Source organism: Nocardia gipuzkoensis, from assembly GCF_021183645.1.
GTDB classification, from domain to species: domain Bacteria; phylum Actinomycetota; class Actinomycetes; order Mycobacteriales; family Mycobacteriaceae; genus Nocardia; species Nocardia abscessus.
Map to the genome: position 1 here is coordinate 128729 of NZ_CP089225.1, position 13182 is coordinate 141910.

At 66.1% G+C, this 13182-nt stretch carries 12 protein-coding genes; 2 read left to right on the top strand and 10 right to left on the bottom strand.

Annotated features, from left to right (window positions below):
* The first annotated feature begins 63 nt into the window (after positions 1–63).
* Positions 64–561 carry a MarR family winged helix-turn-helix transcriptional regulator gene (locus LTT66_RS00545; RefSeq protein ID WP_233063188.1) on the top strand — a complete coding sequence of 166 codons (498 nt, stop codon included), beginning with the start codon at positions 64–66 and terminating at the stop codon, positions 559–561.
* Positions 554–2158: an MDR family MFS transporter gene (locus LTT66_RS00550; RefSeq protein ID WP_233063189.1), complete on the top strand. Its 1605-nt coding sequence runs from the start codon at positions 554–556 to the stop codon at positions 2156–2158. The genes LTT66_RS00545 and LTT66_RS00550 overlap by 8 nt, the downstream gene beginning before the upstream one ends.
* Positions 2159–2231: 73 nt before the next feature.
* Here LTT66_RS00550 and LTT66_RS00555 read toward each other — a convergent pair whose 3' ends face one another.
* From LTT66_RS00555 to LTT66_RS00600, 10 genes are all read right to left on the bottom strand, one after another.
* Positions 2232–2582 (bottom strand): hypothetical protein, encoded by a 351-nt coding sequence (locus tag LTT66_RS00555; protein ID WP_233063190.1) that lies wholly within the window; start codon positions 2580–2582, stop codon positions 2232–2234.
* Between the two features lie 89 nt (positions 2583–2671).
* On the bottom strand, positions 2672–3079 hold the full coding sequence (locus tag LTT66_RS00560) for a PIN domain-containing protein (protein WP_233063191.1): 408 nt from the start codon (positions 3077–3079) through the stop codon (positions 2672–2674).
* A 4-nt stretch (positions 3080–3083) separates the two neighbouring features.
* The gene (locus LTT66_RS00565) at positions 3084–4760 is read right to left on the bottom strand and encodes a S8 family peptidase (RefSeq protein ID WP_233063193.1); all 1677 of its coding nucleotides are present in this window, start codon (positions 4758–4760) and stop codon (positions 3084–3086) included.
* A 193-nt stretch (positions 4761–4953) separates the two neighbouring features.
* The gene (locus LTT66_RS00570; RefSeq protein WP_043704155.1) at positions 4954–5895 is read right to left on the bottom strand and encodes a GlxA family transcriptional regulator; all 942 of its coding nucleotides are present in this window, start codon (positions 5893–5895) and stop codon (positions 4954–4956) included.
* Between the two features lie 9 nt (positions 5896–5904).
* Positions 5905–7701, bottom strand: coding sequence for an NAD(P)/FAD-dependent oxidoreductase (locus LTT66_RS00575; RefSeq protein WP_233063195.1), 1797 nt, complete (start codon positions 7699–7701; stop codon positions 5905–5907).
* Between the two features lie 27 nt (positions 7702–7728).
* The gene (locus tag LTT66_RS00580) at positions 7729–8532 is read right to left on the bottom strand and encodes a TauD/TfdA dioxygenase family protein (protein ID WP_233063196.1); all 804 of its coding nucleotides are present in this window, start codon (positions 8530–8532) and stop codon (positions 7729–7731) included.
* Positions 8533–8540: 8 nt separating this feature from the next.
* Positions 8541–9575 carry an L-tyrosine/L-tryptophan isonitrile synthase family protein gene (locus tag LTT66_RS00585; protein ID WP_233063197.1) on the bottom strand — a complete coding sequence of 345 codons (1035 nt, stop codon included), beginning with the start codon at positions 9573–9575 and terminating at the stop codon, positions 8541–8543.
* Positions 9576–9964: 389 nt separating this feature from the next.
* Complete coding sequence (locus LTT66_RS00590; RefSeq protein ID WP_332909661.1) at positions 9965–11113, bottom strand: acyltransferase family protein; 1149 nt, start codon at positions 11111–11113, stop codon at positions 9965–9967.
* A 3-nt stretch (positions 11114–11116) separates the two neighbouring features.
* Positions 11117–12295, bottom strand: coding sequence for an acyl-CoA dehydrogenase family protein (locus tag LTT66_RS00595; protein WP_233063198.1), 1179 nt, complete (start codon positions 12293–12295; stop codon positions 11117–11119).
* A gap of 11 nt (positions 12296–12306) precedes the next feature.
* Positions 12307–13122: an SDR family oxidoreductase gene (locus LTT66_RS00600; protein WP_233063199.1), complete on the bottom strand. Its 816-nt coding sequence runs from the start codon at positions 13120–13122 to the stop codon at positions 12307–12309.
* Positions 13123–13182: the final 60 nt, after the last annotated feature.

The window sequence follows — 13182 nt, forward strand, 5'->3', positions numbered from 1 at the left end:
CTTAGCGCAAGCAATTACTTTATAGTTGCATAGCGCAAGCAACTTATTTCGTCTGGAGCGGCCATGGCAGTCTCACCCGATACGGCTCAGAGCCTGATCAAAGAGCTCTATCTGATGGGCCGGGCGATCCGCACCGTGCTCGCACACCCGGAGGAAGGGCAATTGCTCCCGGGCGGCATCGGGGTGCTGGGCACGCTCGAGTCCAAGGGCTCGTGCAGGCAAGTGGACCTGGCCGTTGACCTGTGCATCAGCCCGAGCGCCCTCAGCAGGCACGTCACCGAACTCGTCGCCGCGGGCTACATCAGCAGGCACGCCGATCCCACCGACGGCCGGGCCACCCTCATCCGGGTGACCGACGAAGGCCGCGATCTGCTGCACCGCGTGCGGGGGTCGCGGGCGCGGGGGTTGCAGAACGTCCTCGCGGACTGGAGTGAAGACGACGCCGAGCAGGCCTGCGTCGCCGTGCAAAAGCTCCGCGACGCACTGACCACGCACGCGCAGAACAGCACGGCCGGCGCGCACCAGCCGGTTTCGAGAGAGAGTCAGGAAGTAGATGTCTAGTTCAGTCGAGTCGGTGACGCGACGCGACCCGTACGCGATGACCCACCGCGAAGTCCTGGAAGCGATGACCGGACTGCTCGCGGCATTGTTCACGGCGCTGCTGAGCACCACGATCGTCGCCACCGCGCTGCCCACCATCATCGGCGACCTCCAGGGCTCGCAGACCGCCTATGCCTGGGTCATCACCTCGGCGCTGCTGGCCAACGCGGCGTCCACCCCGATCTGGGGCAAATTCGCCGACCTGTTCAACAAGAAGGCGCTGGTCCAGTCGGCCATCGTCATCTTCGTGGTCGGCTCGGTCCTCGCCGGATTCGCGAGCAACGTCCCGCTGCTGCTGGTCGCGCGCGTCGTCCAGGGCATCGGGATGGGCGGGCTGACCGCGCTCGTCGTCGCGATCATCGGCTCCATCGTCGCCCCGCGCGAACGCGGGCGCTACTCCGGCTACATGGGCGCCGTGATGGCGGTCTCGATGTCCGGCGGACCGATCCTCGGCGGTGTCATCGTGGACAGCCCGCTGGGCTGGCGCTGGTGCTTCTTCGTGTGCGTGCCGCTGGCCGTGATCGCGTTGGCGCTGGTGCAGCGAACGCTGCGGCTTCCCACCGATCGCAAGGACGGGGTGTCGATCGACTGGCTCGGCGCGGCACTGCTCACCGGCGGTGTGTCGGTGCTGCTCATCTGGGTGTCGTTCGCCGGGAAAGCCGGATACTACGACTGGATCTCGCCCGAATCGGCGATCTACGTCGGCTCCGGCGTGCTGCTGCTGATCGCGACGGTATGGGTGGAGTCCCGCGCCGAGTCGCCGATCATCCCGCTGCCGATCGTCACCGAACGCACCACGGGCCTGGCGATCATCGCCTCCATCGCGGTCGGTATCGGTATGTTCGGCGCGACCACTTTCCTGGGCCAGTACTTCCAGACCGCGCGCGGCTACTCCCCGACCGCGGCCGGCGTGCTGACCATCCCACTCGTGGCGGGCATGCTGATCGCCTCGGTCGGCTCCGGCCAGCTGATCACCCGGCGCGGCAAATGGAAGGGGTTCGTGGTCGCCGGAGCCGCGCTACTGGTGGCCGGATTCGGGCTGCTCTCCACGATCGACCACGCGACGAGCCTGTGGCTGGTCGGCGCGTACATCACCGTCGTCGGGCTCGGCGTCGGAATGATGATGCAGAACCTCGTTCTGGCCGTGCAGAACACGGTGAGCGTGCACAACGTCGGCGCGGCGTCGAGCAGTGTCGCCTTCTTCCGCACCTTCGGCGGCGCCATCGGAGTCTCGGTGCTGGGGTCGGTCCTGGCCGGCCGGGTCAGCGAGTTGTCCGCGAAGGGGTTCGCCGAACTCGGCATCCGGACCGCGCCCTCCGGCGGCAGCAATCTGGACCTCGACGCCTTGCCCGCGCCGATCGCGACCATCGTGCGCGCCTCCTACGGTGACGCGACCGGGCGGATCTTCCTCATCGCCGCGGCCGCGACGGTCGTCGCACTCATCGCGGCGGCGCTGCTGCCGAACCGGCCGCTGCGCCGCACGATCGACATCGATCCGGCCGTCGACCCTGCGCGGCCGGACGCGCACACTGTCAAGGAACCGGCTCTGCTGGACTGAGCCACCGATCCACGCGCAGAGCCCCGGCGCTTTTCGGGGCTCTGCGGCGTCCGTCATCGGCACGACGACGGAATCAATACAGCGGGCGCTCGGCGGTGCGCAGGTCAACGGTCGTCGCCGAGGTCAGGGCGACGGCCAGGCAGCGCAACTCGCCGGGAATCAACACCGATCGAATCGCACCCTGGAAACACTCGAGTACCGCGCCGTCGGACCACCGCACGTCGTAGCGGTACCAGCACCTGCCTCCGCCTCCGGCGCGCTGGACGTCCCGTTCGACCCGGACGGCCAGCTCGGTGAGCGCGGCACGGACCTGCGTCGGCACGCCGGTGCTGGCGATCTTCCACCACGGCCGATTGAAGTAACCTGGCTCGGAGATCTCGACCAGGTAGAGCAATGGCATCCCCACAACGTCGGAGGCGGTCATACCGCTCAGACTGCCCCAAAACGGACTGGACGGATGGTTGAAACGCCGGGTGTCATCAAGGCGATACCGACTTCCCGGCGCTGACCGAGTCACGATCCGAGGCAGTCCAGAAGCCGGCTCGGACCGATCACCTCCGCCCCGAGAGCCGCCACGCGCTCGCGAAGTCCCCGGTCCGCCGTCACCACCGTGATCGAGCGGCGGCCGTCCTCGGCGCGAGCCGCGGCCACCACGTCGACGATCGCGTCATCGCCCGAACCCTCAGCGAGCACCACGATCACGCCGCCGGATTCCGGATTCGCCGCGTCGACCGCGGCCTTCGCCGCTCCCTCCAGTATCACGACCACCTCGGCGGGCCCAGCCAGCTGGTCCCGCAGCCGCGACATCCGCGCGAGCAGGCGCCGGGCAGCGCCGGAGCGATCACGCCACCACCCGTCGGGCCGCGAACCGACGACATTCGCGGCGTCCACCACGATCAGCGCAACGCCGTCCGCTGCCACTGTCTCACTCTCCTCCCACGGTGAGCACCGCACCGGTAGTGGCGTCGGCCGCCGGTGGCCGAGCCGCCCGCACCGCGGCGAGCGCGTTCAGCCTGCCGTACCCGTACTTGTCGCTGCGCCCGTCCGCGCCATAGCCGCCACCCTGCGGGTCGATCTTGTCGCAGGCGCCCTTCAGCAGGTTCTTCACCGCGTCCCAGGCCAGATCCGGATTCACCGACAGCATCAGCGCCACCACCCCGGCGGCGCCAGGGCACGCGCTCGAGGTGCCGCCGAAGTCGTTGGTGTAATCGCCCGCCGCGTCCCCGGACGCCGCCTTACCGGGGTTGTAGCCGTCCCTTCCGTGCCGGTCCACCGTCCAGATCCCGGGCGTCAGGGCGTCGGGATGGCCGAAGGGACGGTGTCCGAAATCGCTGCTGGGGAACGCGCACCACACCGCCTTGCCGAAATCGCTGTAGACACTGCGTGTGCCGGTGTCGTTGCAGGCCGCGACGGCGATCACCTTCCCGAAACTCGCGTACCCGTCGTTGTCTACGGATTCGTTGCCGTTGCCCGCCGCGAACAGCACGACGCAGCCCTTGCCGTCGCGTCCGGCGGTGACGGCGTGCTCGATCGCCAACCGGGTGCTCGCCGGTAGCGCCGCCACCCGGTCGTGCACTGGATCGTTCGGCTGGAACCACTTGCCGTCGGCCGGCCCCCAGCTGCACGAGATCACGTCGGCGCCGTGATCGGCGGCCCACGCGAAAGCGTCCGCCTCGGCCTGCGAGCCGAGCCCGGAGACGAGCCGGATCGGCATCAGCGCGGACTCCGGCGCCACTCCCGATGCTCCGGCCGTGCCGTTGGCGCAGGCCACGCCCGCGCACGCGGTGCCGTGGTTGTCACCGTTGTCGGGGCCGGTGCCGAAGCTGTCCTTGGGCCGCGGATCGCTGGACTTCGATGTGACATCCCGTGGCGCGACGATCTTAGCGGCGCCGGCGAACTCGGGATGGTCGATGTCGACGCCGTCATCGATGACGGCGATCGTCACCCCGGCGCCGCGGGTGACCGCGTGAGCGGCTTCCACTCCCGCATGCGCGTCGATCGTGACACCACCGATGGTGGTCTTCTTCAGATGCCACTGCTGGGGAAAGATCGTCTTCCTGGCCCGGCGCCGGATCAGTTCCGGATGGCAGTACTCGACGTCATCCCGGCTCAGCAGGGAGTTGGCGATGTCGAAGACCTCCTGGCCGGTGCCCTCGGGCGCCGCTGTGAAGTAGGCGTTGGTCGCATACGAAACCGCCTGCTTCACTGTCAGGTTCGCCGCGTCCAGAACGGCGCGGCAGTGCTCGTCGTCCACGCGGTCGACGAACTTCACGAAGATGTTCTCCGTGTAGAGCACCGGTTCCCCGGTGCCCGGGTCCACCAGGACGTGTCCGGCGAACCGCACTTCCGGCGCGGCATCGAGCACCGGCTTGCGTTCGTCCACCGACCTCGAGCCCGCGGGCAGCCGATAGACCTCGACCCCGGCCTCGGGGTGCGCCTGCACCAGCGTCGCGTCCTCGAGTTCACCACTCAGCGGTGTGCGCACCGATCCCGACTGGCGCCGGATCCCGCGGCCACTGCGCGTGCGGACCACGATCAGATCGGGACTCTGCTCGAGTTCGAAGCCGGGATCATCCTTCGTACCGAAATTCGCGGTGGGCATAGTGATCTCCTTCGTCGTGGGGACCCGAGCACCAACTATGGTCCCCACTCCGGCTATCACGAAAATCCCGAGTAGCGCGAGTACGAGTAAACCGGCCGACCGGGCTACTCGCCGCGAATCCAGAATATGGATCCACGGCGAGACCCGGCCGCCGGCTGCGAACGACCGGCCCGCGGACGGGCCGCGCGAACGGTCAGCGGAAGGCCCGCCGGTACGCCTGCGGCGTCACCCCCACGGTCTTGCGGAAGACCTTCCGGAACGCGGCCACCGAAGCGAACCCCGTTCGATCGGTGATGCACTCCATCGTGAGGATGGTCGTCTCGAGCAGCTCCTGCGCCTTGCGCACCCGCGCGGTCTGGAGCCACTCGTTCGGCGTCATCCGGACCTGCTCTTGAAAACGCCGGATCAGCGTGCGCTTGCTGACTCCGGCCCGCTCCGCCAGATCCAGCACAGTGATCTTCTCACCGAGCATCGTGTCCGCCCACTCCAATGTGGGATTGATGGACTTGCTGTCCGCCTCCGAACGCGGGCGTTCCGCGATGAACTGGGCCTGTCCCCCGTCGCGTGTCAGCGGCATCACCGAGAGCCGGGCGGTAGCCGCCGCCACCGCGGTCCCGTAATCCCGCCGAACCATGTGGAGGCACAGATCCAGCCCAGCCGCCGCGCCGGCCGAAGTCAGGATGCATCCGCTGTCCACATACAGCACCGTGGGATCCACTCGCACTCTCGGATAGCTCCTCGACAACTCGGCGGCGGCCATCCAATGTGTCGTCGCCCGTCTCCCGTCGAGCAGTCCGACCGAGGCGAGAGTGAACGCGCCCAGGCAAATCGACGCCACCCTCGCCCCACGCTCGTGGGCGCGAACCAACGCCCTTCGCAAGCGATCCGACGGCCGGGACCGATAACTCATCGATCCCGGCACGATGATCGTTCCGGCCTCCTCCTCGAGATAATCGAGGTCGCGCAGACACGAGATCCCGAAGAACTTCGACGGAACGTCGGAGCGCACGCCGCAGACCTCCACCTCGTACGCCGGAGTTCCGTCCTCCTGCACGGCCCGGCCGAAGATCTCGATGGGAACCGAGAGGTCGAACGGAATCACGTCGTCGACCGCCAGTACAGCCAATGACCTCATGTCGCCGACCTAGTCGACCTGCTGATCCGCTTCCGGCCCGACGACCACCAACCCGGCGCGGATCAAGCGCTTCAAGGCCCGCCCCTGCAACACCGACAGCTGTGGCGCCAGCTCCGACCAGCGCGCGGCGCCGCGGTTCAGCGTTTCCCACAGTTCTTCGCCCCCGTCCCGCTCCAAGCACCGCACCTCGATGCCGGGGTCGGCCGCGGAGTAGATCCGGTGGCAGGGCACCGGGTCGGCGAGCGGGGACGGCGCGGCGTCGCTGTTGGCGATGGGATCTCGCCAGTACATGGCCAGCCCTTCGCGTGCCGCCTGCGGAATCTCGAACGGCGGCGACATGCCTTTGAACCCCGGGATGTCCGCCGCCAGCCCCGCGCGAATCCGTGCGTCGGGAGACAGCGCCACCCTGTCGCCCGGTCCCAAGTCCACCGCGTCGGCCGCGGTGAAGGCTCGGAGGTAGGGCCCTTCGGTGGCGAGGTCACGCGGATCGCGAGTGCCCTTCGTCATGATGTTCAGCAGGTCGGGCACCAGCGCGGTGTTCAGCAGCGCCTGGAACGTCCCCTCGGTGGCGTTGTCCACCCCGACTCGCCGGCCCTGGGCGCTCCAGTACGGGCTCTCGGGATGCGAACGCGAGATCTCGTGGTACCACTGGTCGATACTGAGGGCCCACGTCTCCGCCATGCCGCGCCACTCGACGTCGTAGTCACGCCAGAGGTCTTCCTTGGACTGCTCGTCCAGCTCCTGGTCGAAGGTCTTCCGGAGGACCAGCGCGGCCGCCCAGGCTTGCGTGACGGCGAACGACATCCCCGAGGAGAACAGCGGATCCACGAAGTAGGACGCGTCCCCGACCGCCATCCAGCGATCGGAGTACGAACCGAAACACTCGCTGACGCGGGAGTAGTTGGTGGCCGTCAGCATCTCGGCACGAATCGGCTCGGCATCCGCGACCAGATCCCGCAGCACCGGAATCGATTTGATCGTCTTCAGGAAGATGTCCGGATCACGCAGATCCACCCTGGCGATCGACTCCGGATTGGTCACGATGCCGATCGACCACACGTTCTCCCGGACACCGTCGACCAGGCGAGGCGTGGGGATGTACCACACCCACCCGCGTTCGAAGGCCACCGCGTAGATCGGCGACAGGTCGTCGGCGCGAAAGACGTTCCAGTCACCGTCCGCCCGCTGCGCGGGCACACAGTTGCGGTAGTGCGACCAGACGGCCACATTGCGGTAGTCCGACAGCCATTGCTTGTCACGTTGCGAACCGCGGGCCGCGACCTGATTCGCCCGGCCGGATGCGTCGACGAAATAGCCTGCCCTGATCTCGGTTCCGTCTTCCAGCACGATCGTGGCGTCCGATTCACCGGGGAGGAACCGTACGATCCGAACACCTTGGAAGACGTGTGCGCCCGAGGCTTCGGCGTGTTCCAGCAGTACGGTGTCGAATTCGGCGCGATTCACGTGCACCGACCAGCGGTAGACGCCGTCGACCAGGTAGTCCGAGTGCTCGAAGAAGCCCACGAACGGCCGATCCGTGTCCCACTGATAGATTCCGCCGAACTTCTGGATCCAGCACTCGCTCGCGAGCACCTTTTCCAGAGCGCCACTGGCTTGCAGAACGGGAACCAACGGGTGCGCTCCGGATTCGCCGATGTGTTCGCGCGGGAACACCTCGCGGTCGAAGACCGCCACCCGCAGATCGGTCTCGCGGCAGAGCATCGCGGCGAGAGTGGACCCTGCGGGACCACCGCCCATGATCACGACGTCGTACTCGCTCGCTGGCCGTGAGTTCGATGTAGCCATTGATAGTCCTCTCTAATGGCTGGTAGCTCAGATGATCTGGATGCGCTGCAGATGCCGGGCTACCGACCCGGTGAAGGCATTTCTGCCGTGCAGCAGCGAGTGGTTCTCGGCCACGACGATGTCGCCGGTCTGCCATTCGTGGGCGTAGCAGTAGCGCGCGTCGTGCAGCCGCTCGCGCAAGTCCTCCATGACGCGCACGCCGTCCTCGGCCGAAATGCCGTCGACGGTAAGGAACAGCGGATTGGCGTATCGCGCGGGATCCAATGGCTCGGCGTATCTGATCGTCGTCTCGCCGGTGGCCGGATGAGTGCCGAGCAACGGCCATTCGGCGAGGCCGCCGTAATGCGCGAGTTTGTCCGTGCGGTACGTGATGGTGGCCCGGGCCCACAGCTCTTTCAGGTCTTCGGGCGCTTCCCGATAGACCTGGACGCTGTCACAGAACACGGTCTCGCCACCGGCGCCCTCGCCTTGCACACATTGGAAGAGGAAGAATCGCGGCACCTGCTCGGCGAACGCGCCGTCCCAGTGGAATGGGACATCGCCTCGGTCGAACAGATAGTTCTCGGGCGTGTCCCGCACCACCAGATCGAGAATCGAGCCGAAATTCCATTGCAGGATCTCTCCCGCGGCGCGGCAGTAATTCTCCAGTTCCGCCTTGCCGAGCAGGCCGAACCCGCGGAGTATCACCACTTTCGCGCCGAGCGCGAGTGCGAGCAGTTCGTCGATCGGCACGTCCGCGAGCGTCTGCCCCTGCGCCGGGGACGTCACCTGGCGGCCGAACGGGCGCAGCCGCTCTCCCTCCAGCAGTGCTTCGTTCAAACTTCTGGTCATGAGCTTCCTTACGCTCGCTGTGTTTCGGTCTCCGGCGCCGCACCGAGGACGAAATGGCTGGGACGGCTGTTGCGCCAGACCAGGCGAGCACCCAGTTCCTCGGCCTGCATCCGCTTGACCAGCGTGTAGTTCGTTCCGTCGTCGAGCACCACGCCGTGCCACGGGGTCAGCCAGCTGTCCTGCGTCCGCAGGAGGTGAAATCCGATCTTCTCGGAGTGATTCGCCTGCGGATGGATCGACAGCCGCACCGCGTCGGGGAAGGTCTCCCCCATCAGCCGGCTCCACGCCTGACTGCGCTGTACCACTTCGTAAGCCGTCTCCTTCGACCGGTTCCGCCGCTGCGTGGCGGACAGCTCGGGCATCAGCACCGCGTTGTCCTCGACCATGAAGCGATGGATTCCGTTGAACATCCGCCGGGCGGCGGGCTCGGTCCGGACCGCCTCGCGCAGCACGTCGATCCCGTCGGAGAACTCCTTCAGCAGGCGCTGCCTGCGTTCGTCCCACCCCATTTCCGGCATGGCGTCACGCAATCCGTACAGACCGATGGAACCACCGCCGGTCGACCGGATCACGCGACGGAGCTCGTCGCCGTAGTGGTCGACGTGTAGGTCCGGAATTCCCAGCGTGTCACTGAACACATGGCCGTCGGAACAGATGGTCACGATGGCGCCCGGCCGGTACACAGCCGAGATCTGGTCGCAGAAACCTTGCAGGGACTCGATCGCCAGGACTTCCGCCATGTCGGGCAGATGGCCCAGCGTCTTGCGGCGGTTCCGCGACTTCGCCGGGAAGGCGGGGATGATGAAGTGGACCGGCAATCCGAGCTGGATGTAGCGGATCACCTTGGTCAGGTGCGGCGCGAAGCACTCCGCACAAGGGGCCAGGTCGCACACCGCCCCGGGCTCGGCACTTCGCCTGCGCGCGAAGACCATACCGAGTATTCGGGTGGCGACCGACCCGACGTCATGGTCGGGTCTGGCGGGGGCGTCTCGGCGCCCGAGTTCGCTGACGCGCTCGGACCCGTTGTCGACAGTCGTACTCATTACTACCTTCCTGACATCCGACAAAACGAGCGCACACAACCGGACCGCACGGCGAAATTCCGCCATGAACGCGGATCGAGCCGTCGGTGAGCTGCCTGCGATCAGAAACGTCAGAGTAAGAACGAAAGCAGGAACCGGAATCCAGCGGAAACCCAGGATCGGCGAGCCCCGATGCTCAGAGCCAAATCCGAGTCACGCAGTTCATCGATCGAACACCCCCCACGTCTATAACCGGTTCCGTGGTTAGAACTCTTCCAGGATACCGCCGCCGAGACACAGAGGCAACCAAATAGATTCATGGCCGAAACATGAAATAGATCGGAGGCCCATGGCAACGCCACGAGCCTCCGAACAAGTATCGAGTTGTGGTCGAGCTTCACCCGTCCCGGCTAATTCACCACCTGTTCCACGACAACCGGTCGTCGTTTCGGCCGAGCGAAACGGCGCATCGCGGGCGATTCCACGAAGGTGAACAACAACCATGCGGCGAAGATATTGAGACAGAACAGGAGCACGATCAGCAGCACCGCGACCGGCGCGCCGAACGTGGCGGCCCCCATCGCGCGACGGACGTAGAACACCGTCACGCCCTGACAGATGTAGAAGGCGAACGAGATCTCACCGAGCCAGACCGCGAGCCGGCTGGACAGGAACCTGGAGCTCCCATCCAGGTCGGACTTCGCCGCGGAGCCGATCAGCAACGCGAGCGGAACGGCTGTCGCCAGCACGAAGCCGATGTAGAACGGCGTGTACATGGCCACCAGGTATCCCACGCCGACCGCGCCGACCGCTGCCCAGAGGGGGATCCGTATCCATCGCCCTTCCATCACGATGCGCGCCACGAACACGCCGAGAAAGAATTCGAACAGACGCGACGGCGGGAAAAGATATCCGAACCACAATTGCAGCACGGGTATGGGCGTGAGTTCCGATTTCTCGGAGCTCGGCACGACGAATACCGTCAGCAGGACGATCAGGCACATCCCGGCCACCATGGCCGCGGCGCCGTACCACAGGTATTTCGCGTCGATGCGCAGCACCGCCGGTATCAGGAAGGGGAACAGAACATAGAACAGGAGCTCACAGGACAATGTCCACGACGGCGTATTGACTCCCGCGTTGATATAGTTCTGCGGGAACCAGGCATGGATCAAGAAGATATTGGGCAACCATGCCTTCCAGGACGTGATCGCCGCCGCGAAGAGCACCATAGACGCTACCCACAACGTCAGGTGATTGGGGAATATCTTGACCATACGTCGCCGGATGAACTGCAGTTTGCTCGAGCCCGGCTTCCACGACCAGGTCAGCACGAAGCCGCTCAAGATGAAGAAGAACGACACCCCCAGGAACCCGGCTTTCCCGACCACCACCGCCGCGTTGTACGCGATATCCGGATCGGAGAACAGGTTGACCGGCTTGTAGGGCGGTATCGGTGAGTTCGGCAGCATCACATGGAAGATGAATACCGAGAACGCGGCGAAGAACCGCAGTCCGGTCAAGGACGGCAGCCGTTTGCGATTGTCGACTTCCATCATCGATCAGCCCAACCCTACGACGAACGGGAACTCCGGTCTGCCGCCGAGCACGAAGGCGCCGGTCGACTGGATCACCTGGTCGTGCGCGATGATGTGCCGAACCATCGTGTTCGTATCGCGCAGCCAGATATCGAGCGGATTCGGCCGGTAGATCGCATCGGTGCCCACCAGCTCGCACAGGCGAGAGAGGATTCGTTGCGCGGCGCGGAAGGCATTGGTCCTGGCCAGCGCGGTCGCGATCCGTAGATCCGTGGGCAGGTCCACGAAACGGTTGCCGTCCAACGCGTTCCACAGCTCCGTGATGGTGTTGACGACAGCGCCGCGCGCGACGATGTACTCCATCTCGCACTCTCCGAGCAGATATTGGGCGCGGTAGTTGTCCGCCCACTTCTGCCCCGTCGCGGCCACTACTTTTCCGTCCGCGACATCGCGTACGTAGTCCAACGCCGCGCGGGCCGTCCCCAGGGGCACCCCCGGCATGATCCGGGCCAGCGCCTCCGGCTCGGCCAGTTTCCCGCTGCAGCTCTTCGGTTCCCCGAATGCGAAGGAATGGCGCTCGGGAACGAACAGGTCCTCGACGGCGTAGTCATTGCTCCCGCTGCCGCGCAGGCCCGTGGTGTCCCAGGTGTCGAACACGGCGACCTGATCGCGCCGCATGTAGAACAGCCGAACGACGGGCTTGCCGTCCGGGGTCTGCTCCATCTTGCCCTCCGATGTCACGAACGCGCCACCGATGACCAGGTCCGCGTGCGTGATCGCGCTTCCGAACTTCCATCGTCCCGTCAGCCGGTAACCATCGGTGACCCGCTCGGCGCGGGCGGCCGGGAAGATCAGTCCCGCGGTGATGAGGTCCTGCGTCGGCATCAGCTCCGCGATGGCCTGTTCGTCGAGATAGCCGGCATAGATGCCGGTGGCGGCGCCGATCATGGCACACCAGCCGGTCGCGGTGTCGCCGTACGACAGCGCCTCGACGATTTCCAGTTGCTCGAGCGAGGTCAAGCCGGGGCCGCCGATCTCAGCGCTGAAACACATTCGGTAGACACCGATTTCGCGAAGCCGCTCGACGATGTCCACCGGGAGCCTGCGCTCGGCGTCGATCTCACTGCGACGCGCGGCCAAATCGGGGGCCAGCGACCGGACCGCCGTCAGCAGGGAGGTCGCCGAGATTGTTGCTGCAGTCATTTTCCCAATTCCTAAGCCAGAGAAGTTGCGTGCGATTCCGGGCGCTCTCGCATGAGCAGCTCGATCGCCGACGTGGTCTGCTCGGGTCCGAGCGCCGAGTAACCGCCGTCCACGGTCCACTCGGCGCCGGTCACGAAGCTCGCCTTGGACGAGGTGAGAAAGGCGACCACCTCGCCGATCTCGCGGGCGTCGGCCGCCCTGCCCAGCATGTGGAACCGCGAGGCCACCGCATCGGTGCGGGCCCGGTCTCCATCGGTGATCTCGTCCATCACGCGAGACCAGGTCCAGCCCGGCGAGACACTGTTCACCCGGATCCCGTCGCCGGCGTATTCCAGTGCGAGACTGCGGGTCAGCTGCAGCATTCCCGCCTTGCTGACCGGGTATCGAATGCGCCCGGCCTGCGCGATGCGTCCGCTGGGAGACGCGAAATTGACGATGGATCCCGCCGTATCCCGTAGCTGGGTGCGCGCCTGCTCGCACAACATCGCCGCGCCGACCACATTGGTGTTCAGCACGTCGAGCCACTGTGCCCGCGCGTCCCCGCCGGGCCCGTCGTCGCCATAGACGCAGGCGATGTTGACCAGCACATCGATCCGTCCGTGCCGCTCGACCGCGGCCGCGACGAACGACCTGATCGACGCGTCGCTGCGCACATCGAGCGGCACGAAGACGGCTCGGTCGCCGATCGCGGCGGCCGTCTCCTTCCCCCCATCCGTATCTATGTCACCCAGTACGACATTCGCGGAATATTCGGCGAAGACACCAGCGACTTCAGCTCCGATGATGGTTGCCGCACCGGTTACGAGTACCGTCTTACCTTCGAACAACGTCGACTCCCCTCGGCTGAGCCCTCCGACCGGCACAAGCCATAGAACGAAGTATTCACA